This is a genomic window from Pseudomonas sp. B329 (genome assembly GCF_023127835.1).
In the GTDB taxonomy this organism is placed as follows: domain Bacteria; phylum Pseudomonadota; class Gammaproteobacteria; order Pseudomonadales; family Pseudomonadaceae; genus Aquipseudomonas; species Aquipseudomonas synxantha_A.
This window is the reverse complement of record NZ_SPKP01000005.1, coordinates 120199-146604: the sequence shown is the minus strand read 5'-3', so window position 1 is coordinate 146604 and position 26406 is coordinate 120199. Positions and strand designations below refer to the sequence as shown.

The window sequence follows — 26406 nt, the reverse complement described above, 5'->3', positions numbered from 1 at the left end:
TTTATTTACCGAGGCGCCCTGGCGCATCGCTACTTTGAGATAGCCGTCCTCCATGTTTGGTTCCAACGACGACAAGAAGAGCCCAGCTGCGGCTGGCGAGAAAAAAGGCCTGTTCGGATGGCTGCGCAAAAAGCCGCAGGAAACCGTCGTCGAACAGCCGCAGGTTCAAGCTGAGCCTATTCCAGAGCCTATAGTAGAAGCCGAGCCGGTTGCCGAGACGCCGGTGCCGGTGGTGTTGCCCATCGCGGAGCCGGTATTGCAGCCGGTGGTCGAGGCAGAACCCGAGCCGGAGCCCGAGCCGGAGCCCGAGCCCGAGCACAAACCGTGGCTTGCGCTACCGGTAGCCGAAGAGCCGGTGGCACTGGTTGAAGATGTGCAGGCTGAACACGTGACGCCGCCCATTCCGGTGGCGCCACCGGTAGAGGTAGTGGTCCAGACGCCGCCAGCGGTCGAAATCCCGGTTGAAGTGCCTGCTGTCGTTGCCGCGCCTGCGGTGATCGAAGAGCCTGTCGCGCCTGCCGAAACCAGCAAGAGCGGCTTTTTCGCCCGCCTCAAGCAGGGTCTGAGCAAGACCAGCGCCAGCATCGGCGAAGGTATGGCCAGCCTGTTTCTGGGCAAGAAGGTCATTGATGATGAACTGCTGGAAGACATCGAAACCCGCCTGCTCACCGCCGACGTGGGTGTCGAAGCCACTGCCGTGATCATCCAGAGCCTGACTCAGAAGGTCGCGCGCAAGCAACTGACCGACGCCGATGCGTTGTACAAATCCTTGCAGGCCGAACTGGCTGCAATGCTCAAGCCCGTGGAAGCGCCGCTGGTGATCACCCCGAACAAGCCGTTCGTGATCCTGGTGGTCGGCGTCAACGGCGCGGGCAAAACCACCACCATCGGCAAGCTGGCCAAGAAGCTGCAGGGCGAGGGCAAGAAAGTCATGCTCGCCGCCGGTGACACCTTCCGTGCCGCCGCCGTCGAGCAGTTGCAGGTATGGGGCGAGCGCAACAAGATCCCGGTGATCGCCCAGCACACCGGCGCCGACTCCGCTTCGGTGATCTTCGATGCCGTGCAGGCCGCCAAGGCGCGTAATATCGACGTGTTGATCGCCGATACCGCCGGGCGCCTGCACACCAAAGACAACCTGATGGAAGAGCTGAAGAAAGTGCGCCGTGTGATCAGCAAGCTCGACGCCGATGCGCCGCATGAAGTCTTGCTGGTGCTCGACGCCGGTACTGGTCAGAACGCCATCAGCCAGGCCAAACAATTCAACCAGACGGTGCAGCTGACCGGCCTGGCATTGACTAAGCTCGACGGCACGGCCAAGGGCGGGGTGATTTTCGCCCTGGCTAAACAGTTCGGGTTGCCGATTCGTTATATCGGTGTCGGTGAAGGTATCGACGACCTGCGCACCTTTGAAGCCGAACCCTTTGTACAGGCACTGTTTGCCGAGCGGGAGCGTTCATGATTCGATTCGAACAGGTCGGTAAACGCTATGCCAACGGGCATGTGGGCTTGCATGAGCTGAGCTTTCGAGTGCGTCGCGGCGAGTTCTTGTTTGTCACCGGTCACTCGGGCGCTGGCAAAAGCACGCTGTTGCGCCTGTTACTCGCCATGGAGCGCCCGACCACCGGCAAGTTGCTGCTGGCGGGCCAGGACCTGGCTACCATCAGCAATGCGCAAATTCCGTTTCTACGCCGCCAGATCGGCGTGGTGTTCCAGAATCACCAGCTGCTGTTCGATCGCACGGTGTTCAACAACATCGCGCTGCCGCTGCAGATTCTCGGGCTGTCCAAAGCCGAAATCGTCAAGCGCGTGGATTCGGCGCTGGAGCGCGTGGCATTGTCGGACAAAACCGACCTTTACCCGGGGGACCTGTCCACCGGCCAGCAACAGCGCGTCGGTATTGCCCGCGCCATCGTCCACCGCCCGGCCTTGCTGCTGGCGGACGAACCCACCGGTAACCTCGACCCGCGCCTGGCGGCCGAGATCATGGGGGTGTTCGAAGACATCAATCGGCTGGGCACCAGCGTATTGATCGCCAGCCACGACCTGGCCCTGATCGCCCGTATGCGCCATCGTATGTTGACCTTGCAACGTGGCCGCTTGATCGGTGATGGGGAGGCTGGCGTATGAGTGCTACCCGTAGCCCCAAAGTATCCGAACGCGTGGCACCCAAGCCTGCCGATCCGCAACCGCCGAAGAAAAAGCGTGACGAAGACGATGGCCCGGACTTCGGCACCTTGCTGCGCGCCTGGATCGAAAGCCATCGCGCCAGCCTGCTTGACAGCCTGCGTCGCCTGGGCAAACAGCCGATCGGCAGCTTTTTCACCTGCCTGGTCATGGCCGTAGCCTTGAGCCTGCCGATGGGCTTGTCGCTGCTGCTTAATAATGTGGAGCGCCTCGGCGGTTCCTGGCAGCGGGCGGCGCAGATATCGCTGTACCTGAATCTGGACACCAGCAGCAAGGACGGCGAAGCGCTACGCGACGACATCAAGAACATTCCGGGCGTAGCGGATGCCGAATACATAAGCCGCGATCAAGCCCTTGAAGAATTCCAGCAGCAGTCCGGCCTGGGCGAGGCGCTCAAGGAGCTGCCGCAGAACCCGCTGCCGGGCGTGGTGCTGGTGACGCCGAACGAGGTCGACAAGCCGGCGCTGGAGGCCCTGCGACAAAAACTCGCAGAGATGCCCAAGGTGCAACAGGCCCAACTTGATCTAGTCTGGGTAGAGCGCCTGGCCGCGATCCTCAAGCTGGGTGACCGCTTTGTGTTCGGCCTGACGGTGTTATTAGTGTCTGCATTACTTTTGGTGATAGGTAATACCATTCGTCTTCATATTGAAAACCGTCGCACCGAGATAGAAGTGATTAAACTGGTCGGCGGCACGGACAGCTATGTACGCCGTCCTTTCCTGTACATGGGCGCGCTTTATGGCCTGGGTGCCGGGGTCTTGTCCTGGGGCGTGCTGGCGTTTGGCCTGAATTGGTTGAACGACGCGGTTGTCGGGCTGGCGGGTTTGTATGGCAGTGATTTTGCCCTGGCCGGGGTGCCGGTAGCCGATGGTCTGAGTCTCTTGCTTGGCGCGGTGTTGTTGGGGTATATCGGTGCCTGGATTGCGGTAGCACGGCATTTACGTGAACTGGCGCCGAAGTAGTTAATGCCAGATTAATGTGGTTTCGTTTGTATTGACCGTATCAGTGGTTTAGGGAACTTGTCCTACGGTTCCCAGGTCAATTTTCGCAGTGCTGAACTGCACGAGTTATGTGAGTCGGAGGTTTTTTCGTATGACCACTTCTTTGCAACCTGCTTATGCCTTGGTCCCGGGTGCGAACCTGGAGGCCTATGTGCACACGGTCAACAGCATTCCATTGCTGACACCCGAGCAGGAGCGTGAACTGGCCGAGAGTCTCTACTATGAGCAGGATTTGGGGGCGGCTCGGCAGATGGTGCTCGCCCACCTGCGTTTTGTCGTACATATCGCCCGTAGCTATAGTGGCTACGGCCTGGCCCAGGCTGACCTGATTCAGGAAGGCAACGTTGGCCTGATGAAGGCTGTAAAGCGCTTCAACCCTGAAATGGGTGTGCGCCTGGTGTCGTTCGCCGTGCACTGGATCAAGGCGGAAATCCACGAGTTCATCCTGCGCAACTGGCGCATCGTGAAAGTCGCGACCACCAAGGCCCAGCGCAAACTGTTCTTCAACCTGCGCAGCCAGAAGAAACGCCTGGCGTGGCTGAACAACGAGGAAGTCCACCGCGTGGCTGAAAGCCTCGGTGTGGAGCCTCGTGAAGTGCGCGAGATGGAAAGCCGCCTGACCGGCCATGACATGGCCTTTGACCCAGCCGCCGAAGCGGATGACGACAGCGCCTTCCAATCGCCTGCCAACTACCTGGAAGACCACCGGTACGACCCGGCGCGTCAACTGGAAGACGCCGACTGGAGCGATAATTCCAACCACAACCTGCACGAAGCGCTGGAAGTGCTGGACGACCGCAGCCGTGACATTCTCTACCAGCGCTGGCTGGCAGAAGAGAAAGCCACGCTGCATGACCTGGCGCAGAAGTACAACGTGTCGGCCGAGCGGATTCGTCAGCTTGAGAAAAGCGCGATGAACAAGCTGAAGTTGTCGATCGCCGCCTAATTCAGCTGGCAATGCTAGTTTGAAAATGTGGGAGGGGGCTTGCTCCCGATAGCAGAGTGTCAGTCAACATCAAAGTGACTGATCTATCGCTATCGGGAGCAAGCCCCCTCCCACATTTGTTTTGTGTTGTGTCAGTTGGACCAGGGGGCTTTTCGAGAGTTGTTCAGCTCAGTCAGGTAGCCATCCCCACCCAACTGACTCATCTGCTGACGAATCCACGCCGCCCGCCGTGCTACATAAGCTGTCGGGTGGCTGGCACTCCACACCCGTGGATTAGGCAACACCGCCGCCAGATAACTGGCCTGTTGCCGCGAAAGCCCCTTGGCGCTCACGCCAAAGTGATGCCGCGCCGCCGCTTCGGCACCAAACACGCCGTCATCCCACTCCACGCTGTTGAGGTACACCTCAAGAATCCGCTCCTTGGGCCACAGCACCTCGATCAACCCGGTGAACCACGCTTCCAGGCCCTTGCGCAAATAGCTGCGGCCGGCCCACAGGAACAGGTTTTTCGACACTTGCTGGCTCAGCGTACTGGCGCCGCGAATCGAGCCGCCGCGTTCGTTGTGCAGGATCGCGGCCTGGATCGCGCCAAAATCAAAGCCCCAATGTTGCGGGAAGCGCTGGTCTTCACCGGCCATCACCGCCACTTTGAGGTCATCGCTGATTTCATCCCACGGTACCCAGCTGCGTTGCAGGTCAATGGGTTCGCCGTCGATCCAGGACTCGACCTTGCGCTCCACCATCAACGCGGTAAACGGGGGCGGGACCACACGAAACAGCAGCACCAGCAACACACTGCCGATGGCGAACCATTTCACGACGTTGAGAAAGCGTTTGAAGAGGACACGCAGCATAGAGATGGCTTGGCCGAACCCGTTGAGCGGGCCATTATACAGACCCTGCCCGATGAGTCTGACTGGAGTTCCCCATGCTGCGTAGCTTTCTGATGCTGGCTGCCTTTTTCGGTTTTACCGGTGTCGCCCTGGGTGCGTTCGCCGCCCACGGCCTGAAAAACCGCCTGAGCGCCGACTACCTGGCGATCTTCCATACCGGCGTGACCTACCAACTGGTGCACGCCCTGGCGTTGTTCGGCGTGGCGTTGCTGGCGGCGCATATTCCCGGTCGATTGGTCAGTTGGGCGGGTATCTCGTTTACCGTCGGTATTCTGTTGTTCTCGGGCAGCTTGTATGCGCTGACGATGACTGGCATCAGCAAACTGGGGATCATCACGCCGTTTGGCGGGCTGGCGTTCCTGCTTGGCTGGTTCTTCCTTGGCCTGGCAGCGTGGCGCTTGCAGCTTTGACCGCTTGACGCTTGGAGCTGACCGGCAGGTCCCAATCGCGCTAGAATGCGGGCCCCTAAAAACGATGGCGGCCCGTGGCATGCGCATTCAGTTGAACGGCGAACCCTTTGAACTGCCCGACGGTGAAACCGTCGCGGCCCTGCTGACCCGCCTGGACCTGACCGGGCGTCGTGTCGCAGTGGAGCTCAACCTGGATATCGTCCCGCGTAGCCAGCACGCCGAGACCTCGCTGAAGGAAAACGACCAGGTCGAAGTGGTCCACGCCATCGGTGGCGGTTAGCCCGCCACGGCGGTAACGCATTCTGCAGAACCTCATCCAAACAGAGGATTTCCCATGAGCATCGTTCGTAACGACAAGCCTTTCGTCCTGGCCGGTCGTACCTACCAGTCCCGCTTGCTGGTCGGCACCGGCAAGTACCGCGACATGGAAGAGACCCGCCAGGCCATCGAAGCCTCGGGTGCCGAAATCGTGACGTTCGCCGTGCGCCGCACCAACCTGGGCCAGATTGAAGGCGAACCGAACCTGCTCGAAGTGCTGTCCCCAGACCGCTACACCTTCCTGCCGAACACCGCCGGTTGCTACGACGCCATTGAAGCCGTGCGCACCTGCCGCCTGGCCCGTGAGTTGCTGGACGGCCACAACCTGGTGAAGCTGGAAGTGCTGGCCGACCAGAAAACCCTGTTCCCCAATGTGATCGAAACCCTCAAGGCCGCCGAGACCCTGGTCAAGGAAGGCTTTGACGTGATGGTCTACACCAGCGATGACCCGATCATCGCCCGGCAGTTGGCAGAAATCGGCTGCATCGCGGTGATGCCACTGGCTGGCCTGATCGGTTCCGGCCTGGGCATCTGCAACCCGTACAACCTGCAGATCATCCTTGAAGAAGCCAGGATCCCAGTGCTGGTGGATGCGGGCGTGGGCACTGCCTCCGACGCGACCATCGCCATGGAACTGGGCTGCGACGCGGTGCTGATGAACTCGGCCATCGCCCACGCCCAGCAACCGATCATGATGGCCGAAGCCATGAAACACGCGATCGTCGCGGGCCGCCTGGCCTACCTCGCCGGGCGCATGCCGAAAAAACTCTATGCCAGCGCCTCTTCGCCGCTGGATGGTCTGATCAAGTAAGAGCTATTGATGACTGAATCAAACGAAACGCCGAACACCGTGGAAGCGGGCGACGAGTCCAAGCACCGCCGCATCAAGAGTTTTGTGATGCGCGCCGGCCGTATGACCGAAGGCCAGCAAAAGGGCCTGGAGCAAGGCACGCCGCTGTTCGTTTTGCCCCTGGCCGATGCGCCGGTTGATTACGACCAGGTGTTTGGCCGTTCGGCCCCACGCTCCCTGGAAATCGGTTTCGGCATGGGCCACTCCCTGCTGGAAATGGCCGCGGCCGCGCCGGAGCAGGATTTCATCGGTGTGGAAGTCCACCGTCCAGGTGTCGGCGCATTGCTCAATGGCGTGCTGACCCAGGGCCTGACCAACCTGCGAGTTTACGACTGCGACGCGATTGAAGTGCTCAACCGCTGCATCGCCGACAACAGCCTCGACCGCCTGATGCTGTTCTTCCCCGACCCGTGGCACAAAGCCCGTCACCACAAGCGTCGTATCGTCCAGGCGTCCTTTGCGGAGTTGGTGCGCAGCAAGCTGAAAGTGGGCGGTATCCTGCACATGGCCACCGACTGGGAACCGTACGCGGAATACATGCTGGAAGTGATGAACGTTGCCCCTGGCTACCGCAACCTGGCCGAAGACGGCAAATGCGTGCCACGCCCGGCCGAGCGGCCGATCACCAAGTTCGAGCGCCGCGGCGAGCGATTGGGGCATGGAGTGTGGGATTTGAAGTTCGAGAAGTTGGCTTAAACAGTCATCAGCATTGAAATGCAATCAAATGTGGGAGGGGGCTTGCTCCCGATAGCAGGGTGTCAGCCACCAAATCTTTGGCTGATACACCGCAATCGGGAGCAAGCCCCCTCCCACATTTGTATCTGTGTTGGGCCTGGGATCAGCGGCGGTCTGCCACTACCCCAATCAACACCAGCACCACGATCAACACCGGCGCCAGGCTGTAGTTATTGAATTGGCTCAGCCCCCGCACAATCCACGGCGTGGCATAGATCAGCGCTGCACCGCTGCCGATCATGCACAGCAGGGCCATCAAGGGCACGCGCAGGGCGCCGGCGATGCTGCCCAGGCGCGCTTCGACCCAGCCCTTGATATCGGCGCCGAACAGCACCAACAAGCAGCCCACGAGGGCCAGGGAGATTTCCGACAGGTTGCTACGGCTCCAGCGGGATACGGTGGCGAGCAGGTCGAGTACCAGATCCATTCGATTTCCTTAAGAGCGATCAGCTCAAAAACGTCTGCAACAGGTCATTGAGAAAGAGTTGCCCGCGGTCGGTTGCCGCCAGGCGTGACGGTTCGACCTGCATTAATCCACTTTGTTCTGCCTCGCGGCGGCCTTCATCGAGGCTCGCCAGATCAAGGCCGGTGCGTTCGGCGTAGAGCTTGGCATCGACCCCTTCGGTCAGGCGCAGAGCGTTCATCAGGAACTCGAACGGCAGTTCGTCGTTGGTCAGCTCTTTCGCTCCGGCCTGGAAGCTTTTGGCCGGGTTGAGGTAGTCCTTGGGGGCGCGGGTTTTCCAGGTGCGTACGATGCGCCCGTCCGGGTGGCTGAGCTTGCCGTGGGCGCCGGCGCCGATGCCGATAAAGTCGCCAAAGCTCCAGTAATTCAGGTTGTGTCGCGCCGGGCGGCCGGGCTGGGCATAGGCCGACACCTCGTATTGCGCGTAACCGTGTTCGGCGAGCAGCGCCTGGCCGGCTTCCTGGATGTCCCACAGTGTGTCGTCTTCCGGCAGCGCGGGCGGCTGGTTCCAGAAGACGGTGTTGGGCTCCAAGGTCAGTTGGTACCAGGACAGGTGTGTCGGCTTGAGCGCAATGGCCTGGCGCAGGTCGCTCAGGGCATCGTCGAGGGATTGATTGGGCAGGCCGTGCATCAAGTCCAGGTTGAAGTTATCGAACCCTGCCTGGCGCGCCATGCCAGCGGCGCGCACGGCTTCATCGCCATTGTGAATACGGCCCAGGGCTTCAAGCTTCTCTTGCTGGAAGCTCTGGATGCCGATGGACAGGCGATTGATCCCCAGTTTGCGGTACGCCACGAACTTCTCTTGCTCGAAGGTTCCGGGGTTGGCTTCCAGGGTGATCTCGATATCCGCGGCGAACCGAATACGGGCTTCCACGCCTTTTAACAAGCGGCCCAAGGCGGCGGCGCTGAACAGGCTGGGCGTGCCGCCACCGAAGAAAATCGAACTCAGCTCCCGGCCATAAACGGCGTGCAGGTCTTGATCCAGATCCGCCAGCAATGCATCTACATACTCTTCTTCCGGCAGCACCTTGCTGGCGGTGTGGGAGTTGAAGTCGCAATACGGGCATTTGCGCACGCACCAAGGGATGTGGATGTACAGCGCCAGGGGCGGCAGGTGGGGCAGGGCCGCCCGTGGTGTTTGCGCGCCACCGTGGATCAGCGGCTGCGCAGAGGTGTTCTGGGTCATTTCAAGCCCAGGCGCTGGCGCAGCAACACCATGGCGCGGGCGCGGTGGCTGATCTGGTTCTTGTCGGCCGGGCTCAGTTCGGCGCTGGAGACATTGCGCTCCGGCACCCAGAACAAAGGGTCGTAACCGAAGCCATGCTCACCGCTGGCGGCGTGCAGGATGCGCCCGTGCCACAAGCCTTCGCACAGGATCGGCAGCGGGTCATCGGCATGTCGCACCAGGGCCAGCACGCAGACGAACTGTGCACCACGTTCGGCGTCGGGCACGTCCTTGAGCGCGTCGAGCAGCTTGGCGTTATTGGCTGCGTCGCCCTTGCCATCAGCGTAACGGGCCGAATAAATGCCGGGCGCGCCGCCGAGAAAGTCCACCGCCAGGCCCGAGTCATCCGCCAGGGCCGGCAGGCCGGAGATGCGTGCTGCGTTGCGGGCCTTGAGGATGGCGTTCTCAACGAACGACAAGCCGGTTTCTTCCGGTTCGACCTGGCTGAACTCGCCAATCGAACGCAGTTGCACGGATTCGCCGAGCATGGCCTGCAGTTCTTTGAGTTTGCCGGTGTTATGGCTGGCCAGTACGAGTTGGGTAAGGTTCATCATTCGGCCGGAAACAGTTCTTGGTTGAATTGGAAACCATGGGCTTTGCCGCCGGTTTCAACGTTGATGGTAAATGTCTTGTATTCCCGCTGGGTCACCGAGTAGGGCGCGAGGTAGCTGATGCCGCCTTTCTCTTCGATTTGCTTGAACGTCAGGATCTCGCTTTTGCCGCCCAAATCCTTGATGGTGCCGGTCACCTGGGCCGCGACCGGGGCCACGCCCTTGATTACAGTCACATTGATCAAACCCTTCTCCTTGCTGCGCACTACGCCGACTTTCTGAGCGGTCTCGGGTGGCAGGAAGCTGGAGGTGAAGGTGTTGTAGTGAACGGTGATATCGCCGAAGTCTTTCTTGCGATTAGCGTCGATAGCGTCGGCGGCCATGGCGCTGGCGCCCAGGCATGCGGTCAATAGAAAAATAGCCAAACGACTCATGAACGTCCCTCTTGAAGATGATTAGACGGCAACTTTGTGGTCGGTCAGGCCAGGACTGCTGACCCGGTAAATACCGATTTCGCCCAATAGATTGGGCCATAGCTTACTCGCCCAGCCGTGGCGGTGCTGTTGATCGACGGCAAGGCGGTTGATGACCTTGGCTTCACGCTCGCCACACAACGCTTCGAAGTCTTCGAAGGTGCAGAAGTGGATGTTGGGCGTGTTGTACCACGTGTACGGCAGGAAATCCGAGACCGGCATACGGCCCTTGGTGGCCAGGTACCAGCGGCAGCGCCAGTGGCCGAAATTGGGGAAAGTGATGATGCATTGGCGGCCAACGCGCAGCATTTCGTCGAGGATGCGGTCCGGGTAGTGCACCGCTTGCAGGGCCTGGGTCATCACCACGATATCGAAGCTGTTGCTGGCGAAGTTGCCCAGGCCCTTGTCCAGGTCCTGCTCGATTACGTTGATGCCCTTGGCCACGCACTGGGCGATGTTGTCCGGGTCGTTTTCCAGGCCGTAGCCGGTGACTTGCTTGTTGTCGCGCAGCCAGCTCAGCAGTTCGCCATCGCCGCAGCCCAGGTCGAGCACGCGGCTGCCGGCGGGGATCCAGTCTTGGATGATTTCCAGGTCGGCTCTCATGGCGTTCTCACAGTGCGATTCGGTTCATGTAGTTGCTAAAGGCCTGCAGATAACGCGGGATCGGAATCAGGAAGGCGTCGTGGCCTTGCGGTGCATCGATCTCCAGGTAGCAGACGTCTTTCTTGGCGGCCATCAGCGCATCCACCAGCTCACGGGAGCGGGCCGGCGAGAAGCGCCAGTCGGTAGTGAATGACATCACGCAGAACTTGGCCGTGGCGTGCTCGAAGGTTTTCGCCAGGTCGTCGTCGTGGTTGGCCGCCGGGTCGAAGTAGTCCAGGGCCTTGGTCATCAACAGGTAGGTGTTGGCATCAAAACGCCCGGAGAATTCTTCACCCTGATAGCGCAGGTAGCTTTCCACCTGGAACTCGACGCTGTGGAAGTCGTAGTTGAGCTTCTCGCTCTTGAGGCCGCGACCGAATTTTTCGCCCATGGAATCATCGGACAGGTAGGTGATATGCCCCACCATCCGCGCCAGCATCAGGCCGCGCTTGGGGATCACGCCGGCTTCCTGGAACGAACCGCCGTGGAACTCGGGGTCGGTGAGGATGGCCTGGCGTGCCACTTCGTTAAACGCGATGTTCTGCGCCGACAGCTTGGGCGCCGACGCGATAGCCAGGCAGTGGCGCACGCGGTCCGGGTAGCTGATGGTCCATTGCAGCGCCTGCATACCACCCAGGCTGCCACCAATTACCGCGGCCCACTGGCGGATGCCCAGCAGGTCGGCCAGGCGTGCCTGGCTGTGCACCCAGTCTTCTACGGTCAACACCGGGAAGTCCGCGCCGAATGGCTTGCCGGTGTCCGGGTTGAGGCTGCTGGGGCCGGTGGAGCCATTGCAGCCGCCGAGGTTGTTGAGGCTGACGACGAAGAACTTGTTGGTGTCGATGGGCTTGCCGGGGCCGATGCAACTGTCCCACCAGCCGGGTTTGCGCTCGTCAACGCTGTGGAAACCGGCGGCGTGGTGGTGGCCGGACAGGGCGTGGCAGATCAGCACGGCGTTGCTCGCCGTGGCGTTCAGTTGGCCGTAGGTTTCGTAGATCAGGTCGTAGGCAGGCAACGAACGGCCGCAGGCCAGGGCCAGCGGTTCGCTGAAGTGCGCCACTTGAGGCACGACCAGTCCAACAGAATCGGGGGGGAAGGCAGCTGGCATCGACCCTGCTCTCGTTTAAATGAGGCGTAAGTCTAAAGAGCGGGGACCCTAGCGGCAAGCAATGGTCTGTACCAGTACGCAGATACAAAATGTGGGAAGGGTTGATGTGGGAGCCGGGCTTGCCCGCGATGCAGGCACCGCGGTTTTCAGACACACCGAGGTGATGCTATCGCAGGCAAGCCAGCTCCCACACAAGCCAGCTCCCATAGGGGCTACGGCATTCAGATCAGGCCGAACAGCTCTTTGGGCATGTAGGCAAAGTACGCCAGGCGTGGAATCACCCAGCTCTGCAGCAACTGAATCACGATAAACGCAAAGATCGGCGAGATATCCAGGCCACCCAGGTTCGGGATCAGGCGACGGAAGGGTGCCAGCACCGGTTCGGTGATCTGAGCCACCAGTTCGGCACCCGGGCTACGGCTACCGGGTGCGACCCACGAGAGAATCACGCTGATGATCATCGACCAGAAAATGATCTTCAGGAACAGCGAGAAAATACCGATCAGGCCCCACGGCAACAGCAGCACGGTGAACGCCTGGTAGCCGTTGAGCATCAGGATCACCACGAACAGCAGGATCTGCAGCAACAACGCCAGCACCAGCGACGACATGTCCAGGCCGAACAGGCTCGGGATCACCCGGCGCAGTGGCTTGAGCAGCGGTTGGGTGGCCTTGACTACGAACTGGCACAACGGGTTGTAGAAGTTCGCCCGCACCAGTTGCAGGATAAAGCGCATCAGCACGATCAGCAGGTACAGGCTGCCCAAGGTCTGAATGATGAAAATGGCAGCGTCATTGATTCCGAGCATGTTTGATTACCTTGGTAAGGGACGACTATTTGCCCAGTTGCTCAGCCATCTCGGCCGAACGATGTGCCGCGGCACCCAGTGCTTTTTCCACCAGGGCCTCAAAGCCCCCGGCCTGGAACGATTCAATGGCGGCTTGCGTGGTGCCGCCCGGCGACGTTACCCGCCGGCGCAGTTCGGCGGCATCGACATCGCTGCCGACAGCCATTTTCGCGGCGCCCAGGGCCGTTTGCTCAGCCAGTTGTTCGGCAACCTCGTGGGGCAGGCCCAGCTTGACGCCCGCGGCGGTCATGGCCTCGATCAGCAGAAAGAAGTAGGCCGGGCCACTGCCGGAAACGGCGGTGACCGCATCCAGTTGCTGCTCCTGCTCCAGCCATACGGCAAGGCCCACCGCAGACAGCAACTCCTGAGCCTGGTCACGCTGCTGCGCGCTGACTTCAGCGGTGGCGTACAAACCGCTTACGCCCTGGCGCAGCAACGCTGGGGTATTGGGCATGCAACGTACGATCGGCTGGTCACCGAGCCAGGCTTTCATGCTGGCACAGGTGATGCCGGCGGCAATGGACACCACCAATTGATGCGGCTGCAGGCTTGGGCGCAGGCTTTCGCACACGGCCTTCATGGCCTGGGGCTTGACCGCCAGCACGATCACATCGACGCCGTGGATGGCTTCGGCGTTATCGGCAAAGGTTTCAATGCCGTGTTCGGCGCTGACCCGTTCGCGGGTTTCGTCACCCGGGTCGCTGGCGCGGATCTGTTCGGCGTCCAGGCCCTTGGCCCGCAGGCCACCGATCAGGCTGGCCGCCATGTTACCGGCGCCGATAAAGGCAATACGCGTGTTGCTCATGACAGGTCCTTATTTTCGAGGGAAGTCAGCCATTTTGCGGCTGGCCGTAGTCGCGGGCGCCAAACAGGGCGGTACCGATCCGCACCCAGGTGGCGCCTTGGGCGATGGCCGACTCAAGGTCATGGCTCATGCCCATGGAAAGTGTGTCCAGCGCCAGGTTCAAGCTGGCTTGCAGGTCGCGTACGCTGGCAAACGCCGCATCCTGTGCGGCCCGGTCTTCAGTCGGCTCGGGGATCGCCATCAGGCCGCGCAGCTTCAAGCGCGGCAGGGCGCTGATCGCGTTGGCCAGGGCTGGCAGGTCGGCCGGCGTACAGCCGGATTTGCTGGCCTCGCCACTGACATTGACCTGGATGCAGATATTCAGCGGCGGCAGGTCGGCCGGGCGTTGTTCGGACAGGCGTTGTGCGATTTTCAGGCGGTCCACGGAATGCACCCAAGCGAAGTTCTCGGCGATGGCGCGAGTCTTGTTCGATTGAATGGGGCCGATGAAGTGCCAACTCAAGGGCAGGTCGGTTAAATCCGCCTGTTTGCCCAAGGCTTCCTGCAGGTAGTTCTCGCCAAAATCGCGCATCCCGGCGGCATAGGCGTCGCGCACGGCTTGTGCGGGTTTGGTCTTGCTCACGGCCAGCAGGTGGATGCTGCTTGCGTCACGTTGCACGGCGTCGGCTGCGGCGCGGATGCGCTGGCTAACCAGGCCGATGTTGTCTGCTATCGTCGACATTCAAGATGCGCCCGTGGATATGGAGTCCGCGGCATTCTACTGGAAATGGAAAGCCCTATGGATATCACGCAATTGCTGACGGCCAGCGTAAGCCGTGGCGCCTGTGACCTGCATTTATCGGCCGGCCTGGCGCCGATGGTGCGAGTTGATGGCGAGGTCTGGCCGATGGATGAGCCGGTGCTGAGCGCAGCGCAACTGGTCGATCTGGTGAGCCCTTTGTTGAATAAACACCAACAAAAGGATTTCGAAACATCTCTTGAAACGGATTTTGCCTTCGAATTGCCGGGAGTCGCACGCTTTCGGGCGAACGTGTTCCGCCAGAATCGCGGTATAGGCGCGGTGTTTCGTGCCATCCCGACCGAGGTCCAGAGCCTGGAAGACCTTGGGTTGGGCGAGGTATTCCAGCGTATGGCTCAGTTCCCCCGTGGCCTGGTGCTGGTCACCGGGCCTACGGGTTCGGGCAAGTCCACGACGCTGGCGGCGATGATCGATTATCTGAACCGGCACCGGCGCCAGCACATCCTCACGCTTGAAGATCCCATCGAATTTATCCACAGGCCGAAACTGGCCCTGATCACCCAACGCCAGGTGCACCGCGACACCCACAGCTTCTGCGTGGCCCTGCGCTCGGCCCTGAGGGAAGACCCGGATGTGATCCTGGTGGGCGAATTGCGCGACCTGGAAACCATCCGCCTGGCCTTGACGGCAGCTGAGACCGGGCATCTGGTGTTTGGCACCCTGCACACTTCATCGGCTGCAAAGACTGTAGACAGGCTGGTGGACGTCTTTCCGGCCGGGGAAAAGGCCATGGTCCGCTCGATGTTGTCGGAGTCGTTGCAGGCGGTGGTGTCTCAGGTACTGGTGAAGAAGGTCGGCGGCGGCCGTGTGGCCGCCCATGAAATCATGCTGGGCACGCCGGCGATTCGCAATCTGATCCGTGAGGACAAGGTGGCGCAGATGGTTTCGGCAATTCAGACCGGTGGCGCGTTGGGGATGAAGACGCTGGATATGAGTTTGAAGGCGTTGGTCGGCGCGGGGCTGGTCAGCCGGGAAGAGGCGCGGGAGAAGGCGAGGGTGCCTGCAGATATCTAAAACGCACAGATACTCAATGTGGGAGCTGGCTTGCCTGCGATAGCGGGCTGTCAGGCGCTCTCTCTGCCAACTGACACACCGTCATCGCAGGCAAGCCAGCTCCCACATTTGATTGCATTTCAAATGGGGAGCTTCAGTGGCGCCTGGCTTAGCGCTGCACGATCCGCAGGTTGCTGTTCTGCTCTTTAGGCAGCACACGCTTGGCAATCACGTAGTTCTTGTCCCAGAACGGCTTTTTCAGCGTGTCGATGCTCACCGACTTGCCACGACGCGGCGCGTGGATAAAACGGTCGTTGCCCAGGTAGATGGCAACGTGATTGACCTGGCGGCTCTTGAGCTTGAAGAACAACAAGTCGCCGGGCTTCAGGTCTTTGCGATCAACCTTCAAGCCGTGACCAGCCGCCATGGCGTTGGAGGTGCGCGGCAAATCCACGGCTTTTACATCGTTGAATGCATATTTCACCAGGCCGCTGCAGTCGAACCCTTTACTTGGGCTGCTACCGCCCCAACGATAAGGAGTACCCAGCACGTTGACGGCACGGCTGAGGACGTTGCTGCTTTGCTTGGTGTTGACAGCCATCAGGCCGGGTGTTGCTTTACCGTGTGCCTTGCTCAGTTGAGTCGGGCGGTTGACGGTCAGCTTTACCGATTTGGCCTTGGTGGTTGTGCTGTGGACTTTAGGGGTGAAACCATTGACGTTCGGAAGTCGTTGCTCACGATTGGTGGCGTGGGCGGCCAGTGGCATTAATAGGCAGATGGTCAGCCATGTCTTGAAAAATGGTCGCATTAGGCGTGGCTCTTATGGGTTTGCGCGCAACTTTATAACAGCTTTTTGTGTCGTTCTCAGGCCGTTTGTCGACTGAACCTTGGGGTCAAATCCAGGAAAAACGCGACGAATTGCCGCAATTGTCCTACACAAGTCAGGTGGCATAAGGCTTTGAGGACAGGAAGATACCATTTGCCGTACGTCGGGCGCTCGTAAAAAAGTCACAAAGAAAATGAAAAAATTTATCTATCGAAGCAAAAGAGGTACTCCATGAACACCTATCAACAGGTTGGTCAGCAGCAAGATACCCATAGCAAGGTGATCGGTTACCTGCTGTGGATTTTCGGTTTTACCGGGGCGCATCGCTTTTATTACGGCAAACCCGTGACCGGCACGATCTGGTTTTTTACCTTCGGCCTGCTGGGCATTGGTTGGTTGATCGACGTATTCCTCATCCCGGCCATGGACCGTGAAGCCGACCTGCGTTTTACCGCCGGGCCTATCGAATACAACGTCGCGTGGATCCTGTTGGCGTTCCTGGGCCTGTTCGGTGTGCACCGTATGTACCAGGGCAAATGGATCACCGGCCTGATCTACCTGCTGACCGGCGGTTTGTTCCTGATTGGGGTGCTGTATGACTTCTGGACGTTGAATACGCAGATCTCGATCCGCAATGCCGAGCGCAATAACGGCCGCTGATCTCTCGGCCCTATAGAGAACAAAATGTGGAAGGGAGCAAGCCCCCTCCCACATTTTTTACTGCGCTCACTCTAGACCGGTTTCAGGCCTGGTAAGTGATCCGCCCATCCATCAAGGTGTACCGCACCGTCGCCGGCAGGCTGTGGCCAATGAACGGGCAGTTTTCACCCTTGGACAACCAATGCTCCCCTGCCACCGTCGAGCTGCCCAGGTCAAACAGCACCAGGTCCGCTGGCGAACCGACTTCAAGCTTGCCCGCCGGCAAGCGCAGAGCGTCGGCCGGGCCGGCGCTCAGGCGGGCCAATAGCGTCGGCAGGTCGAGCAAGCCGTCTTCCACCAAGGTCATTGCCAGCGGCAACAACAACTCCACGCTACTGATACCCGGCTCGGTCGCGCCAAATGGCGCCAACTTGGCGTCACGCTCGTGAGGCTGGTGATGGCTGGAAATCGCTGACGCCACCCCCGACTTCACCGCCGCACGCAAACCGTCACGGTCGGCCTTGGTACGCAGTGGAGGCTGCACGTGATACAGGCTGGAGAAGTCGATCAGCGCCTCATCCGTCAGGATCAATTGGTACAGCGCCACATCCGCCGTCACCGGCAAGCCACGGGCCTGGGCCTGGGCGATCAGGGCAACGCCGCGGGCGCTGGTCAGCTGGCTGAAGTGTGCGCGTACGCCGCTTTGCTCCACCAGCAACAGGTCACGGGCCAGGGCCACGGTTTCGGCGGTTTCCGGGATGCCCGGCAGGCCGAGGAAGCTGGCGACTGCCCCTTCATGGGCCAGGCCGCCTTCGGCCAGGTCGCGGTCCTGGGAGTGGAAGATCACCGTCAGGTCGAAGGTGGCCGCGTATTCCAGGGCACGGCACAGCGTGCGGGTGCTGCGAAAACTTTCCAGGCCGTTGCTGAAGGCCACGCAACCGGCATCGCGCAGTGCGATCAGTTCGGCCAGTTGTTCGCCATCCAGGCCTTTGCTCAAGGCGCCGACGGGAAACACCTTGCAATTGCCGGCTTCACGGGCGCGGTCCAGGATCAGCTCGGTCACCGCCGAAGTGTCCAGCACCGGCTTGGTGTTCGGCGGGCAGCACAGGCTGGTCACGCCACCGGCCGCAGCGGCCTGGGTTTCGCTGTTGATGTTGCCTTTGCGGCTGTAGCCCGGCTCGCGCAGGGCGACGTTCAGGTCCACCAGCCCGGGCGCGGCCACCAGGCCCTTGGCGTCGATGCTTTCGATGGCGTTGAAGCCGGCAGGTGCGGCGCCAATGGCGATGATCTTGCCGGCGTCCAGATAAAGATCGGTAACTTGGTCCAGGCCACTGGCTGGATCGATGACTCGGGCGCCGAGAATGCTGAGCTTCACTGGGCCTGCTCCTGCTCGAATTGACGTTGCGCGGTCTGCCCGCTCATGGCCATGGACAGCACGGCCATGCGTACCGCGATGCCGTAGGTCACTTGGTTCAAGATCACCGACTGCGGGCCATCGGCCACCGCCGACTCAATCTCCACCCCGCGGTTGATCGGCCCCGGGTGCATCACGATGGCATCCGGCTTGGCCCCGGCCAAACGTGCGGTGGTCAGGCCGAACAGGCGGTAGAACTCGCCTTCGCTGGGCAGCAAGCCACCAGCCATGCGCTCGCGTTGCAGGCGCAGCATGATCACCACGTCCACATCCTTGAGGCCCTCGGCCATGTCGGTGTAGACCTTCACGCCATACTGTTCGATGCCGATGGGCAGCAGGGTTTTCGGCGCGATCACGCGGATATCCGGGCAGCCCAGGGCTTTGAGGGCCAGCATGTTCGAGCGTGCTACACGGGAGTGCAGGATGTCGCCGACGATGGCCACCGAGAGGTTTTCAAAGCTGCCCTTGTGCCGACGGATGGTGAGCATGTCGAGCATGCCCTGGGTCGGGTGGGCGTGGCGGCCGTCGCCGCCGTTGATGACCGCTACCTGCGGGCACACATGCTCGGCGATGAAGTGCGCGGCGCCGGAGTCGCCGTGGCGGACCACGAACATGTCGGCGGCCATGGCTTCGAGGTTGCGCAGGGTGTCGAGCAGGGTCTCGCCCTTGCTCGCCGACGAGGTGGACACGTTCAGCGTGATCACGTCGGCCGATAGCCGCTGGGCTGCCAGTTCAAAGGTGGTGCGGGTGCGGGTGGAGTTCTCGAAGAACACATTGCAGATGGTTTTGCCGCGCAACAGCGGGACCTTCTTCACCGCGCGGCCGCCGACTTCAAGGAACGAGTCGGCGGTGTCGAGGATTTCGGTGAGCAGTTCGCGGGGCAAACCGTCGAGGGACAAGAAATGTTGCAACTGGCCCTGAGCATTGAGCTGCAGCGGGCGCTTGGCATCTAGAGGCGTCATCGCGGGGACTCTGTACAAGGCGGTTTAAAGGGCAAGGTCTTGCAGTTCGAGTTCGAGCGGCGTGGGACCGGACAATTTTACCCGCTGCCGGGCTTGCAAAGACAGTGTTGCACCTACGACATCCGGGCTGATCGGCAATTCGCCAGCATCCAGGTCCAGCAGGCAGACCAACGTAATGCTGGCCGGGCGCCCGTAATCGAACAGTTCGTTCATGGCGGCGCGTATGGTACGGCCGCTCATCAGGACGTCATCGATCAGGATCAGGTGCTGGCCCTCAACCTCGAATGGCAGGGCCGAAGGTTGCACCTGTGGGTGCAGGCCGTTCTGGCTGAAGTCGTCGCGGTAGAAGGACACGTCCAGCGTACCCAGGGGCGAATCGCTGCCCAGTTCTTCCAGTAACGCCTGGGCTACCCAGACACCGCCGGTGCGGATGCCGATAAAGCGCGGTTCGCTGATGCCGCGGTGTTCCAGGTGCGCCTTGAGGCGTAATGCCATCTGGCTGATCAGTTCGGCGGGATTGGGCAGGCTCATGGGGGCTCCTTTTTAAGTGTGTAGGGGCAAGCTTGCTCGCGAAAAACTCATGGGTACCGCGTTCATCCAGCCTTCACGCGGTATCGTTAACGTTCTTCGCGGGCAAGCCCGCTCCAACAGGATCGCGGCGGGTCAGGATTCAAATAAAGCGGTGTTTTCATCCAGCCAACCCTGCAACAGCAAGGCGGCGGCGATGGCGTCCACGGGGTTGTCGCGGTAACTGCCCTTCTGCCCGCCGCGGTCACGACGCTCACCCTTGGCTTCAAAGGTGGTCAGGCGCTCATCGTGGGTATAGAAGGGCAGGTTGTAGCGGCCATTGAGGCGGCGCGCGAATTTTTCGGCGCGCAGGCACATGTCGCTGGGGGTGCCATCCATGTTCAGGGGCAGGCCGACCACCACAGCGTCGGGCTTCCACTCTTTGATAAGGGCTTCAACCTGGTTCCAGTCCGGTATGCCGTTCTGGGCCTTCAAGGTGCACAGCTCGCGGGCCTGGCCGGTAATAACCTGGCCGACCGCTACGCCGATCTGTTTAGTGCCGTAGTCAAAACCCAGGATCAGACGCAAGGCCATCAGGCGTGCCCCGCCTGGCTGGTCAACAGGCTGAGGTTGACCCGCAGCTTGGCGGCGGCAGCATCAAGGCGCAGTTCGCTGGCGGTGTTGAACAGGATGTCGGCGTCGAATGGGCAGGTCAGCCAGGCATTGCTCGCCAGCTCGGCCTCCAGTTGCCCGGCTTCCCAACCGGCGTAGCCCAGGGTAATCAGGCTTTGCTCAGGGCCGACGCCATCGGCGATCGCGAACAGCACGTCCTGAGACGTGGACAGTGACACGCCCTCAAGATCCACCGTGGCCTGGTATTGCGGCCCGGTGGGGTGCAACACAAAGCCGCGATCGGTCTGCACCGGCCCGCCGATATAGATCGGCACATCCTGGCAGCGGGTCGGTGGGTCGAGTTCCGGGCGCAATTGCTCAAGGATATCGGCCAGGCTCAGCTCCTGTGGACGGTTGACCACCAGCCCCATGGCACCATTGGCCGTGTGCTCGACGATGTAGGTCAAGGTCTGCGCAAAGTTCGGGTCGGCCATATGGGGCATGGCGATCAGGAATTGGTGCTTGAGGTAGGTCGGGCTGACGTTTTTCATGTCCGCTAGTGTGGCGTTGGAGGGGCGAACTGACAAGTGTAGGAGCGGTGTCAGTTGCTGGACAGCCGGTCGCCCTTGGCAAACTTCCAGGTGCGGATGATTTCCAGGCGGTCCACGTCATTCAAGTCGCCGCTGAACGGCGCAAAAGGCGCGGCCAGGCGCACGATGCGCTGGGCGGCCTGGTCCAGCAGCGGTTGGCCGGAGGACTCCAGCACCTGCACTTCATAGAGCGAACCGTCACGGTTGATCGATACCAGCAAGCGCAAGTTGCCATAAATCTGCTGACGCCGGGCTTCCTCCGGGTAATTGAGGTTGCCGATGCGCTCGACCTTCTTGCGCCACTCGTCCTTATACCAGGCGCCTTTGTCGCGCATGGTCGACGCGGCGTTCAGGCGGTAGATGCGCGGGCGCTTGGCATACAGCTGTTGTTCGTGGGCCAGTTCGGCTTCCAGGCTGGAGATTTCGTCGGACAGCGTCGAACTGTCGAAGGTTGGCGCGGGCTTCACCGGTTCAGGCTTGGGTTCAGTCCTGGTCTTTTCGCGCTGGGTCGGGGCCTTTTGCGGCTTGGGCGCAACGGTGGTCACGGCGGCCTTGGGCGTTGCCTGCTTGACCTCGGGCTTGGGCACCGGCGGCGGGGTGACCTTATTGACCTTGTTGTCCTGGAAGGGCGCGACTTCAGTGGTCTTGGGCACGGCTTTCTTGTCGAGGGTGCCGCTGCCCTGCTGGTTGTCCTGGGCGAGAAAGTCGGCCTTTTCGGGCTTCTTCTCACTTTTGAACGTAGCGAGGGTGATTTCCAGGGTCTTGGTGATCTGCTTGGGCTCGACCATGGTGAAGCCCACGCCCAGCAGCAAGGCGAGGTGAATCAATGCGGCGAGAAACAGGGTAAATCCGAGCCGATCAGCCGGGCGCACGCCTCTGTGGGTGAGTTCTGGGGGCAGATCGGACGGGAGTGTCATGACAAGAAAACCAACATCGCGCGTTTCACAGGTGGCGCATGATAACGCAATGTTGGTGTGTGTCCGGCTGTTCTATGTCACTTGGCTTGTAGCTTGCGCTCAATGGCGGCCATCAGCATTTCGCCGATGTTCGTGCCAAATGCATTGTCGATCTCGCGAATACAGGTAGGGCTGGTGACGTTGATTTCCGTGAGGTTCTCACCAATTACGTCGAGTCCGACAAACAGCAGACCTTTTTCGCGCAGGGTCGGGCCAACTTGAGCGGCGATCCAGCGGTCCTTGTCCGACAACGGCCGTGCTTCACCACGACCACCGGCCGCCAGGTTGCCACGGGTCTCGCCCGCTGCCGGGATGCGCGCCAGGCAGTAGTCCACCGGCTCGCCGTCGATCATCAGGATGCGCTTGTCGCCATCCTTGATCGCCGGCAGGTAAGCCTGGCCCATGATCTGCTGGGTGCCCAGCGCAGTCAGGGTTTCGAGGATCACCGACAGGTTCGGGTCGCCAGCGCGGTGGCGGAAGATCGAAGTGCCGCCCATGCCGTCCAGCGGTTTGAGGATCACATCGCCATGCTTGGCAGCGAATTCACGCAGTACATCGGCGCGGCGGCTGACCACGGTCGGCGGCGTGCACTGCGGGAACAGGGTGGCAAACAGCTTTTCATTGCAGTCGCGCAGGCTCTGCGGCTTGTTGACGATCAACACGCCGGCGCGTTCGGCCTGTTCCAGCAAGTAGGTGGAGTACACAAACTCCATGTCGAACGGCGGATCCTTGCGCATCAGGATCACATCGAGGTCGCTCAGGGGGCTGTCGATTTCATCCGAAAGCTCGAACCATTTCTCGGGGTTGGCGAATACCTGCAACGGACGCATCCGCGCCCGCGCCTCGCCGTCGCCCTGGTACAGGTCGCGCTGTTCCATATAGAACAACGTCCAGCCGCGGGCCTGGGCGGCCAGGAGCATGGCCAGCGAGCTGTCCTTTTTATAGGAAATGCTGGCGATAGGGTCCATGACAATGCCGACGCGAACGCTCATGGGGGGTTTCCTCTAGCAAATTAGGGCGCATAAAAGTGGCGTCAGAGTGGCGCTGTGGTTGTTGTGGGTCAAGGAAAAACCACCGGGTGGGTGCCTCGATAGATTGCGCCCGGAGACTGTGCTAAAAAGACTGCCACGGCGTAGCAGCCCTTGAATTCCAAGGCTTGCGGCGCTCATCCTGTGCAACATCAGGCAGTACACACCGAAAACCGATTCGCTGTGGCGATGGTAGAGCAGATATGGAACAGCATTCCAACGCCTTGAGAGTGATGGTGATCGACGATTCGAAAACGATCCGCCGCACCGCCGAGACACTGTTGAAGAACATGGGGTGCGAGGTCATCACCGCCATCGACGGTTTCGATGCCCTGGCGCGGATTGTGGATCATCACCCGCACATTATCTTTGTCGACATCATGATGCCGCGCCTGGATGGCTACCAGACCTGCGCCCTGGTGAAGAACAACCCGGCGTTCAAGGCGATCCCGGTGATCATGTTGTCCTCCAGGGATGGCCTGTTCGACAAGGCCAAGGGGCGCATCGTGGGTGTCGATCAATTTTTGACCAAGCCTTTCAGCAAGGAAGAACTGCTGGGTGCGATCAAGGCCTATGTGCCTGCCTTCGCCGCAGTAGAACAAGCACACTGACGCCACCTCACAAGGGCCGGCGCCGACCAATGTAGTGGGGAAAACCATGGCACGTGTTCTGATCGTCGACGACTCGCCGACCGAAATGTACAAACTGACCGGCATGCTGGAAAAGCACGGCCATCAAGTCCTGAAAGCCGAAAACGGCGCGGACGGCGTAGCGCTGGCTCGTCAGGAAAAGCCCGACGCCGTGTTGATGGACATCGTGATGCCGGGCCTCAACGGCTTCCAGGCCACCCGCCAGTTGTCCAAGGAGCCGGAAACCAACGGTATTCCGATCATCATCATCACCACCAAGGATCAGGAAACCGACAAGATCTGGGGTGCACGCCAGGGCGCCAAGGATTACCTGACCAAGCCGGTGGACGAAGACACACTGATCGCCACCCTGAACAAGGTACTGGCCGGCTAAAGGCTCGCGATCATGACCGAGTCGCAAACCGCCTTCGAGCTGCTGCTGGACATCGACCGCCGTTGCCGCCTGCTGGCCGCCGACCTGCCGTCCCAGGAAACCCGCCTGCAACGCTGGAGCGGTATCGGCTTTCGCCTGGGGCCACACTGGTACGTGGCGCCCATGGGCGAGGTCGCCGAGGTGTTGCATGAACCGCGCTGCACCTTGATGCCGGGGGTCAAACCCTGGGTCAAGGGCGTGGCCAACCTGCGCGGGCGCTTGCTGCCGGTGCTGGACCTGGGCGGTTTCCTTGGCCTTGAGTTATCCAAGGCGCGCAAGCAAAGGCGGGTGCTGGTCGTGGAGTTCAATGACGTGTTTGTCGGGCTGCTGGTAGACGAAGTGGTCGGTATGCAGCACTTCCCATTGGATGCCTGGATGGCCAGCACCGCGTCCGGCGCGCCGTTTATCCAGGGCCAGTTCGACGGCGACCCGCAGTGGCAAGTCTTCAGCCCCTTCGCTTTGGCCCAGGCCCCTGGCTTCATGGATGTCGCCGCATGAGCACCGTTACTACGCCCAAACCCCAGGCCGCTTCGCGCAGCCGTTCGCAGATCATTGTGCTGTTTATCGCCTTGATCGTGTTCATCATGTTGCTGTTCGCCAACTTTGCGTACCTCAACACCCAGTCCACCTACGACAAGCAGTACATCGGCCACGCCGGTGAGCTGCGCGTGCTGTCCCAGCGCATTGCCAAGAACGCCACCGAAGCCGCCGCCGGCAAGGCCGCCGCGTTCAAGCTGCTGGGCGAGGCGCGCAACGATTTTGCCCAGCGCTGGGGCTACCTGAAAAAGGGTGATCCGCAAACCGGCTTGCCCGCCGCACCCAGCGCGGTGCGCGCCGAAATGCGTGCTGTGCAGACCGACTGGGAAGCGCTGCTGAAAAACACCGATGCGATCCTCGCCAGCGAGCAGACCGTTCTGTCCCTGCACCAGGTGGCGGCGACCCTGGCCGAAACCGTGCCGCAACTGCAAATGGAGTCGGAAAAAGTCGTCGATATCCTGCTGCAACGCGGCGCCCCGGCCAGCCAGGTGGCGTTGGCCCAGCGCCAGTCGCTGCTGGCCGAACGGATCCTGGGGGCGGTCAACACCGTGCTTGCGGGCGATGAAACCGCCGTGCAGGCCGCCGATGCCTTCGGTCGCGACGCCAACCGTTTTGGCGTGGTGCTCAACGGTATGCTCAACGGCAACCCCGGGCTGCGTATCACTCAGGTCGAAGACCCTGACGCCCGTACGCGGCTGGTGGAGATTGCCGAGCTGTTCGAGTTTGTCTCAGGCTCCGTGGATGAAATCCTCGAAACCTCGCCGCAGTTGTTCCAGGTGCGGGCTTCGGCGAGCCATATCTTCAACCTGTCGCAAACCCTGCTCGATGAAGCCTCGCACCTGGCCACCGGTTTTGAAAACCTCGCCGGCGGGCGCAGTTTCGACACCATCGGCGGCTATCTGCTGGGCCTGCTGGCGCTGGCCTCGATCATCCTGATCGGCTTGGTGATGGTGCGCGAGACCAACCGCCAACTGCGTGAAACCGCCGAGAAGAACGAGCGCAATCAGAACGCGATCATGCGCCTGCTGGATGAAATCGAAGACCTGGCCGACGGCGACCTCACTGTCACCGCCTCGGTTACCGAAGACTTCACCGGCACCATCGCCGATTCGATCAACTATTCCGTGGATCAATTGCGTGACCTGGTCGCCACCATCAACCTGACGGCCGGGCAAGTCGCCGGTGCGGTGCAAGACACTCAGGCCACCGCCATGCACTTGGCCCAGGCGTCGGAACATCAAGCGCAGCAGATTGCCGAAGCGTCTACCGCGATCAACCAGATGGCGCAGTCGATCGACCAGGTATCGGCCAACGCCGCCGAGTCCTCAGCGGTGGCAGAGCGCTCGGTTGAGATCGCCAACAAAGGCAACGAGGTGGTGCACAACACCATCCATGGCATGGACAACATTCGCGAACAAATCCAGGACACCGCCAAGCGCATCAAGCGCCTGGGCGAGTCATCCCAGGAAATTGGCGACATCGTCAGCCTGATCGACGACATTGCCGACCAGACCAATATCCTCGCCCTCAACGCCGCGATCCAGGCCAGCATGGCAGGCGATGCCGGGCGCGGTTTTGCGGTGGTGGCCGATGAGGTGCAACGCCTGGCCGAGCGCTCGTCGGCGGCCACCCGGCAGATCGAAACTCTGGTGCGGGCGATCCAGGCCGACACCAACGAAGCAGTGATCTCCATGGAGCAGACCACCACCGAGGTGGTGCGCGGCGCACGCCTGGCCCAGGATGCCGGGGTCGCGCTGGAAGAGATCGAAGGCGTGTCGAAAACCCTGGCGGCGCTGATCCAGAGCATTTCCAATGCGGCGCAGCAGCAGACGTCTTCGGCCGGGCAGATTTCCCTGACCATGAATGTGATCCAGCAGATCACCACGCAGACGTCGTCGGGGTCGACCGCGACCGCCGAGAGCATTGGTAACCTGGCGAAGATGGCCAGTCAGTTGCGCAGGTCGGTGTCGGGTTTCACCTTGCCGCCCCCCAAGCAGGTGGACGATTGAAATACGACCTGAAGAACGCA

The 26406-nt window shown here is 61.1% G+C and carries 32 protein-coding genes; 14 read left to right on the top strand and 18 right to left on the bottom strand.

The window, feature by feature from the left end:
- Positions 1-52 precede the first annotated feature (52 nt).
- The 4 genes from ftsY (at position 53) to rpoH (ending at position 4131) form a co-directional block, all read left to right on the top strand.
- Complete coding sequence (ftsY, locus tag E4P00_RS03285; RefSeq protein ID WP_248130636.1) at positions 53-1459, top strand: signal recognition particle-docking protein FtsY; 1407 nt, start codon at positions 53-55, stop codon at positions 1457-1459.
- Positions 1456-2127 (top strand): cell division ATP-binding protein FtsE, encoded by a 672-nt coding sequence (gene ftsE, locus E4P00_RS03280; RefSeq protein WP_003213784.1) that lies wholly within the window; start codon positions 1456-1458, stop codon positions 2125-2127. The genes ftsY and ftsE overlap by 4 nt, the downstream gene beginning before the upstream one ends.
- Positions 2124-3146 carry a permease-like cell division protein FtsX gene (gene ftsX, locus E4P00_RS03275; protein ID WP_032878914.1) on the top strand — a complete coding sequence of 341 codons (1023 nt, stop codon included), beginning with the start codon at positions 2124-2126 and terminating at the stop codon, positions 3144-3146. The genes ftsE and ftsX overlap by 4 nt, the downstream gene beginning before the upstream one ends.
- 130 nt (positions 3147-3276) lie before the next feature.
- Entirely contained in the window at positions 3277-4131 is an 855-nt protein-coding gene (rpoH, locus tag E4P00_RS03270; RefSeq protein ID WP_003176698.1) for an RNA polymerase sigma factor RpoH, read from the top strand.
- Between the two features lie 131 nt (positions 4132-4262).
- Here rpoH and mtgA read toward each other — a convergent pair whose 3' ends face one another.
- Positions 4263-4985 (bottom strand): monofunctional biosynthetic peptidoglycan transglycosylase, encoded by a 723-nt coding sequence (gene mtgA / locus E4P00_RS03265; protein ID WP_078822561.1) that lies wholly within the window; start codon positions 4983-4985, stop codon positions 4263-4265.
- A 74-nt stretch (positions 4986-5059) separates the two neighbouring features.
- Between mtgA and E4P00_RS03260 the strand changes: the two genes are divergently transcribed.
- From E4P00_RS03260 to trmB, 4 genes are all read left to right on the top strand, one after another.
- Positions 5060-5434 (top strand): DUF423 domain-containing protein, encoded by a 375-nt coding sequence (locus E4P00_RS03260; protein ID WP_032878916.1) that lies wholly within the window; start codon positions 5060-5062, stop codon positions 5432-5434.
- A 79-nt stretch (positions 5435-5513) separates the two neighbouring features.
- Entirely contained in the window at positions 5514-5714 is a 201-nt protein-coding gene (gene thiS, locus E4P00_RS03255) for a sulfur carrier protein ThiS (RefSeq protein ID WP_032878918.1), read from the top strand.
- A gap of 54 nt (positions 5715-5768) precedes the next feature.
- Complete coding sequence (locus E4P00_RS03250; RefSeq protein ID WP_032878919.1) at positions 5769-6563, top strand: thiazole synthase; 795 nt, start codon at positions 5769-5771, stop codon at positions 6561-6563.
- 9 nt (positions 6564-6572) lie between these two features.
- Positions 6573-7298 carry a tRNA (guanosine(46)-N7)-methyltransferase TrmB gene (trmB, locus tag E4P00_RS03245; protein ID WP_032878921.1) on the top strand — a complete coding sequence of 242 codons (726 nt, stop codon included), beginning with the start codon at positions 6573-6575 and terminating at the stop codon, positions 7296-7298.
- A 142-nt stretch (positions 7299-7440) separates the two neighbouring features.
- Here the strand turns inward: trmB and E4P00_RS03240 are convergent, their stop codons facing one another.
- The 9 genes from E4P00_RS03240 to E4P00_RS03200 all read right to left on the bottom strand — a co-directional run bounded on the left by E4P00_RS03240 (position 7441) and on the right by E4P00_RS03200 (position 14173).
- On the bottom strand, positions 7441-7764 hold the full coding sequence (locus E4P00_RS03240) for a DUF3392 domain-containing protein (protein WP_043046299.1): 324 nt from the start codon (positions 7762-7764) through the stop codon (positions 7441-7443).
- Positions 7765-7783: 19 nt separating this feature from the next.
- Entirely contained in the window at positions 7784-8986 is a 1203-nt protein-coding gene (gene hemW / locus E4P00_RS03235; RefSeq protein WP_005792277.1) for a radical SAM family heme chaperone HemW, read from the bottom strand.
- The gene (gene rdgB, locus E4P00_RS03230) at positions 8983-9579 is read right to left on the bottom strand and encodes an RdgB/HAM1 family non-canonical purine NTP pyrophosphatase (RefSeq protein ID WP_078822558.1); all 597 of its coding nucleotides are present in this window, start codon (positions 9577-9579) and stop codon (positions 8983-8985) included. The genes hemW and rdgB overlap by 4 nt, the downstream gene beginning before the upstream one ends.
- On the bottom strand, positions 9576-10010 hold the full coding sequence (locus tag E4P00_RS03225) for a DUF4426 domain-containing protein (RefSeq protein ID WP_078822557.1): 435 nt from the start codon (positions 10008-10010) through the stop codon (positions 9576-9578). Before E4P00_RS03225 ends, rdgB begins: the two co-directional genes overlap by 4 nt.
- Before the next feature lie 21 nt (positions 10011-10031).
- Complete coding sequence (gene metW, locus E4P00_RS03220) at positions 10032-10652, bottom strand: methionine biosynthesis protein MetW (RefSeq protein ID WP_005792273.1); 621 nt, start codon at positions 10650-10652, stop codon at positions 10032-10034.
- Positions 10653-10659: 7 nt separating this feature from the next.
- Positions 10660-11799, bottom strand: coding sequence for a homoserine O-acetyltransferase (locus E4P00_RS03215; RefSeq protein ID WP_248130635.1), 1140 nt, complete (start codon positions 11797-11799; stop codon positions 10660-10662).
- 221 nt (positions 11800-12020) lie between these two features.
- Complete coding sequence (locus tag E4P00_RS03210) at positions 12021-12608, bottom strand: YggT family protein (RefSeq protein WP_003195087.1); 588 nt, start codon at positions 12606-12608, stop codon at positions 12021-12023.
- A 25-nt stretch (positions 12609-12633) separates the two neighbouring features.
- A complete protein-coding gene (gene proC / locus E4P00_RS03205) occupies positions 12634-13452 on the bottom strand; it encodes a pyrroline-5-carboxylate reductase (protein ID WP_032878928.1) in 819 nt (272 codons plus the stop codon).
- Positions 13453-13477: 25 nt separating this feature from the next.
- Positions 13478-14173: a YggS family pyridoxal phosphate-dependent enzyme gene (locus tag E4P00_RS03200; RefSeq protein WP_078822556.1), complete on the bottom strand. Its 696-nt coding sequence runs from the start codon at positions 14171-14173 to the stop codon at positions 13478-13480.
- Between the two features lie 57 nt (positions 14174-14230).
- Between E4P00_RS03200 and E4P00_RS03195 the strand changes: the two genes are divergently transcribed.
- Complete coding sequence (locus tag E4P00_RS03195) at positions 14231-15265, top strand: type IV pilus twitching motility protein PilT (RefSeq protein WP_032878931.1); 1035 nt, start codon at positions 14231-14233, stop codon at positions 15263-15265.
- Between the two features lie 148 nt (positions 15266-15413).
- On the opposite strand, the gene E4P00_RS03190 is transcribed toward E4P00_RS03195, so the two are convergent.
- The gene (locus tag E4P00_RS03190; protein ID WP_005792265.1) at positions 15414-16052 is read right to left on the bottom strand and encodes a C40 family peptidase; all 639 of its coding nucleotides are present in this window, start codon (positions 16050-16052) and stop codon (positions 15414-15416) included.
- Positions 16053-16301: 249 nt separating this feature from the next.
- Here E4P00_RS03190 and E4P00_RS03185 point away from each other — a divergent pair, with 249 nt between their 5' ends.
- Positions 16302-16730: a TM2 domain-containing protein gene (locus E4P00_RS03185; RefSeq protein WP_032878933.1), complete on the top strand. Its 429-nt coding sequence runs from the start codon at positions 16302-16304 to the stop codon at positions 16728-16730.
- Positions 16731-16812: 82 nt separating this feature from the next.
- Here E4P00_RS03185 and E4P00_RS03180 read toward each other — a convergent pair whose 3' ends face one another.
- The 7 genes from E4P00_RS03180 to gshB form a co-directional block, all read right to left on the bottom strand.
- Positions 16813-18084 carry a dihydroorotase gene (locus E4P00_RS03180; protein ID WP_248130634.1) on the bottom strand — a complete coding sequence of 424 codons (1272 nt, stop codon included), beginning with the start codon at positions 18082-18084 and terminating at the stop codon, positions 16813-16815.
- Positions 18081-19085, bottom strand: a complete 1005-nt coding sequence (locus tag E4P00_RS03175; protein WP_032878936.1) for an aspartate carbamoyltransferase catalytic subunit — start codon at positions 19083-19085, stop codon at positions 18081-18083. Before E4P00_RS03175 ends, E4P00_RS03180 begins: the two co-directional genes overlap by 4 nt.
- A 24-nt stretch (positions 19086-19109) precedes the next feature.
- A complete protein-coding gene (pyrR, locus tag E4P00_RS03170; protein WP_005792260.1) occupies positions 19110-19616 on the bottom strand; it encodes a bifunctional pyr operon transcriptional regulator/uracil phosphoribosyltransferase PyrR in 507 nt (168 codons plus the stop codon).
- Positions 19617-19748: 132 nt separating this feature from the next.
- The gene (gene ruvX / locus E4P00_RS03165; protein WP_005792259.1) at positions 19749-20186 is read right to left on the bottom strand and encodes a Holliday junction resolvase RuvX; all 438 of its coding nucleotides are present in this window, start codon (positions 20184-20186) and stop codon (positions 19749-19751) included.
- A complete protein-coding gene (locus E4P00_RS03160) occupies positions 20186-20755 on the bottom strand; it encodes a YqgE/AlgH family protein (RefSeq protein WP_005792257.1) in 570 nt (189 codons plus the stop codon). The genes ruvX and E4P00_RS03160 overlap by 1 nt, the downstream gene beginning before the upstream one ends.
- 50 nt (positions 20756-20805) lie before the next feature.
- A complete protein-coding gene (locus E4P00_RS03155) occupies positions 20806-21711 on the bottom strand; it encodes an energy transducer TonB (protein ID WP_248130633.1) in 906 nt (301 codons plus the stop codon).
- A gap of 77 nt (positions 21712-21788) precedes the next feature.
- Positions 21789-22742: a glutathione synthase gene (gene gshB, locus E4P00_RS03150; RefSeq protein WP_005792255.1), complete on the bottom strand. Its 954-nt coding sequence runs from the start codon at positions 22740-22742 to the stop codon at positions 21789-21791.
- 239 nt (positions 22743-22981) lie between these two features.
- On the opposite strand from gshB, the gene pilG reads away from it, so the two are divergent.
- From pilG to E4P00_RS03130, 4 genes are read left to right on the top strand one after another with little or no spacing between them, the layout of a single operon-like run.
- Complete coding sequence (gene pilG, locus E4P00_RS03145) at positions 22982-23389, top strand: twitching motility response regulator PilG (protein WP_005792254.1); 408 nt, start codon at positions 22982-22984, stop codon at positions 23387-23389.
- Between the two features lie 46 nt (positions 23390-23435).
- A complete protein-coding gene (pilH, locus tag E4P00_RS03140; RefSeq protein WP_003234583.1) occupies positions 23436-23801 on the top strand; it encodes a twitching motility response regulator PilH in 366 nt (121 codons plus the stop codon).
- Positions 23802-23813: 12 nt separating this feature from the next.
- Positions 23814-24338, top strand: a complete 525-nt coding sequence (locus tag E4P00_RS03135; RefSeq protein ID WP_032878938.1) for a chemotaxis protein CheW — start codon at positions 23814-23816, stop codon at positions 24336-24338.
- Entirely contained in the window at positions 24335-26386 is a 2052-nt protein-coding gene (locus tag E4P00_RS03130) for a methyl-accepting chemotaxis protein (RefSeq protein WP_032878941.1), read from the top strand. Before E4P00_RS03135 ends, E4P00_RS03130 begins: the two co-directional genes overlap by 4 nt.
- Positions 26387-26406 lie beyond the last annotated feature (20 nt).

Bases quoted from the DNA above. Each gene is read 5' to 3' on its own strand.
- ftsE (WP_003213784.1), top strand. From the start codon at position 1,456: ATGATTCGATTCGAACAGGTCGGTAAACGCTATGCCAACGGGCATGTG.
- E4P00_RS03155 (WP_248130633.1), bottom strand. From the start codon at position 21,711: ATGACACTCCCGTCCGATCTGCCCCCAGAACTCACCCACAGAGGCGTG.
- hemW (WP_005792277.1), bottom strand. From the start codon at position 8,986: ATGACCCAGAACACCTCTGCGCAGCCGCTGATCCACGGTGGCGCGCAA.
- E4P00_RS03160 (WP_005792257.1), bottom strand. From the start codon at position 20,755: ATGAAAAACGTCAGCCCGACCTACCTCAAGCACCAATTCCTGATCGCC.
- E4P00_RS03215 (WP_248130635.1), bottom strand. From the start codon at position 11,799: ATGCCAGCTGCCTTCCCCCCCGATTCTGTTGGACTGGTCGTGCCTCAA.
- proC (WP_032878928.1), bottom strand. From the start codon at position 13,452: ATGAGCAACACGCGTATTGCCTTTATCGGCGCCGGTAACATGGCGGCC.
- E4P00_RS03175 (WP_032878936.1), bottom strand. From the start codon at position 19,085: ATGACGCCTCTAGATGCCAAGCGCCCGCTGCAGCTCAATGCTCAGGGC.
- metW (WP_005792273.1), bottom strand. From the start codon at position 10,652: ATGAGAGCCGACCTGGAAATCATCCAAGACTGGATCCCCGCCGGCAGC.
- thiS (WP_032878918.1), top strand. From the start codon at position 5,514: ATGCGCATTCAGTTGAACGGCGAACCCTTTGAACTGCCCGACGGTGAA.
- mtgA (WP_078822561.1), bottom strand. From the start codon at position 4,985: ATGCTGCGTGTCCTCTTCAAACGCTTTCTCAACGTCGTGAAATGGTTC.
- E4P00_RS03190 (WP_005792265.1), bottom strand. From the start codon at position 16,052: ATGCGACCATTTTTCAAGACATGGCTGACCATCTGCCTATTAATGCCA.
- E4P00_RS03250 (WP_032878919.1), top strand. From the start codon at position 5,769: ATGAGCATCGTTCGTAACGACAAGCCTTTCGTCCTGGCCGGTCGTACC.
- E4P00_RS03210 (WP_003195087.1), bottom strand. From the start codon at position 12,608: ATGCTCGGAATCAATGACGCTGCCATTTTCATCATTCAGACCTTGGGC.
- ruvX (WP_005792259.1), bottom strand. From the start codon at position 20,186: ATGGCCTTGCGTCTGATCCTGGGTTTTGACTACGGCACTAAACAGATC.
- trmB (WP_032878921.1), top strand. From the start codon at position 6,573: ATGACTGAATCAAACGAAACGCCGAACACCGTGGAAGCGGGCGACGAG.
- E4P00_RS03135 (WP_032878938.1), top strand. From the start codon at position 23,814: ATGACCGAGTCGCAAACCGCCTTCGAGCTGCTGCTGGACATCGACCGC.
- pyrR (WP_005792260.1), bottom strand. From the start codon at position 19,616: ATGAGCCTGCCCAATCCCGCCGAACTGATCAGCCAGATGGCATTACGC.
- E4P00_RS03195 (WP_032878931.1), top strand. From the start codon at position 14,231: ATGGATATCACGCAATTGCTGACGGCCAGCGTAAGCCGTGGCGCCTGT.
- ftsX (WP_032878914.1), top strand. From the start codon at position 2,124: ATGAGTGCTACCCGTAGCCCCAAAGTATCCGAACGCGTGGCACCCAAG.
- E4P00_RS03260 (WP_032878916.1), top strand. From the start codon at position 5,060: ATGCTGCGTAGCTTTCTGATGCTGGCTGCCTTTTTCGGTTTTACCGGT.
- pilG (WP_005792254.1), top strand. From the start codon at position 22,982: ATGGAACAGCATTCCAACGCCTTGAGAGTGATGGTGATCGACGATTCG.
- E4P00_RS03130 (WP_032878941.1), top strand. From the start codon at position 24,335: ATGAGCACCGTTACTACGCCCAAACCCCAGGCCGCTTCGCGCAGCCGT.
- rpoH (WP_003176698.1), top strand. From the start codon at position 3,277: ATGACCACTTCTTTGCAACCTGCTTATGCCTTGGTCCCGGGTGCGAAC.
- E4P00_RS03225 (WP_078822557.1), bottom strand. From the start codon at position 10,010: ATGAGTCGTTTGGCTATTTTTCTATTGACCGCATGCCTGGGCGCCAGC.
- ftsY (WP_248130636.1), top strand. From the start codon at position 53: ATGTTTGGTTCCAACGACGACAAGAAGAGCCCAGCTGCGGCTGGCGAG.
- E4P00_RS03200 (WP_078822556.1), bottom strand. From the start codon at position 14,173: ATGTCGACGATAGCAGACAACATCGGCCTGGTTAGCCAGCGCATCCGC.
- gshB (WP_005792255.1), bottom strand. From the start codon at position 22,742: ATGAGCGTTCGCGTCGGCATTGTCATGGACCCTATCGCCAGCATTTCC.
- pilH (WP_003234583.1), top strand. From the start codon at position 23,436: ATGGCACGTGTTCTGATCGTCGACGACTCGCCGACCGAAATGTACAAA.
- E4P00_RS03185 (WP_032878933.1), top strand. From the start codon at position 16,302: ATGAACACCTATCAACAGGTTGGTCAGCAGCAAGATACCCATAGCAAG.
- rdgB (WP_078822558.1), bottom strand. From the start codon at position 9,579: ATGATGAACCTTACCCAACTCGTACTGGCCAGCCATAACACCGGCAAA.
- E4P00_RS03240 (WP_043046299.1), bottom strand. From the start codon at position 7,764: ATGGATCTGGTACTCGACCTGCTCGCCACCGTATCCCGCTGGAGCCGT.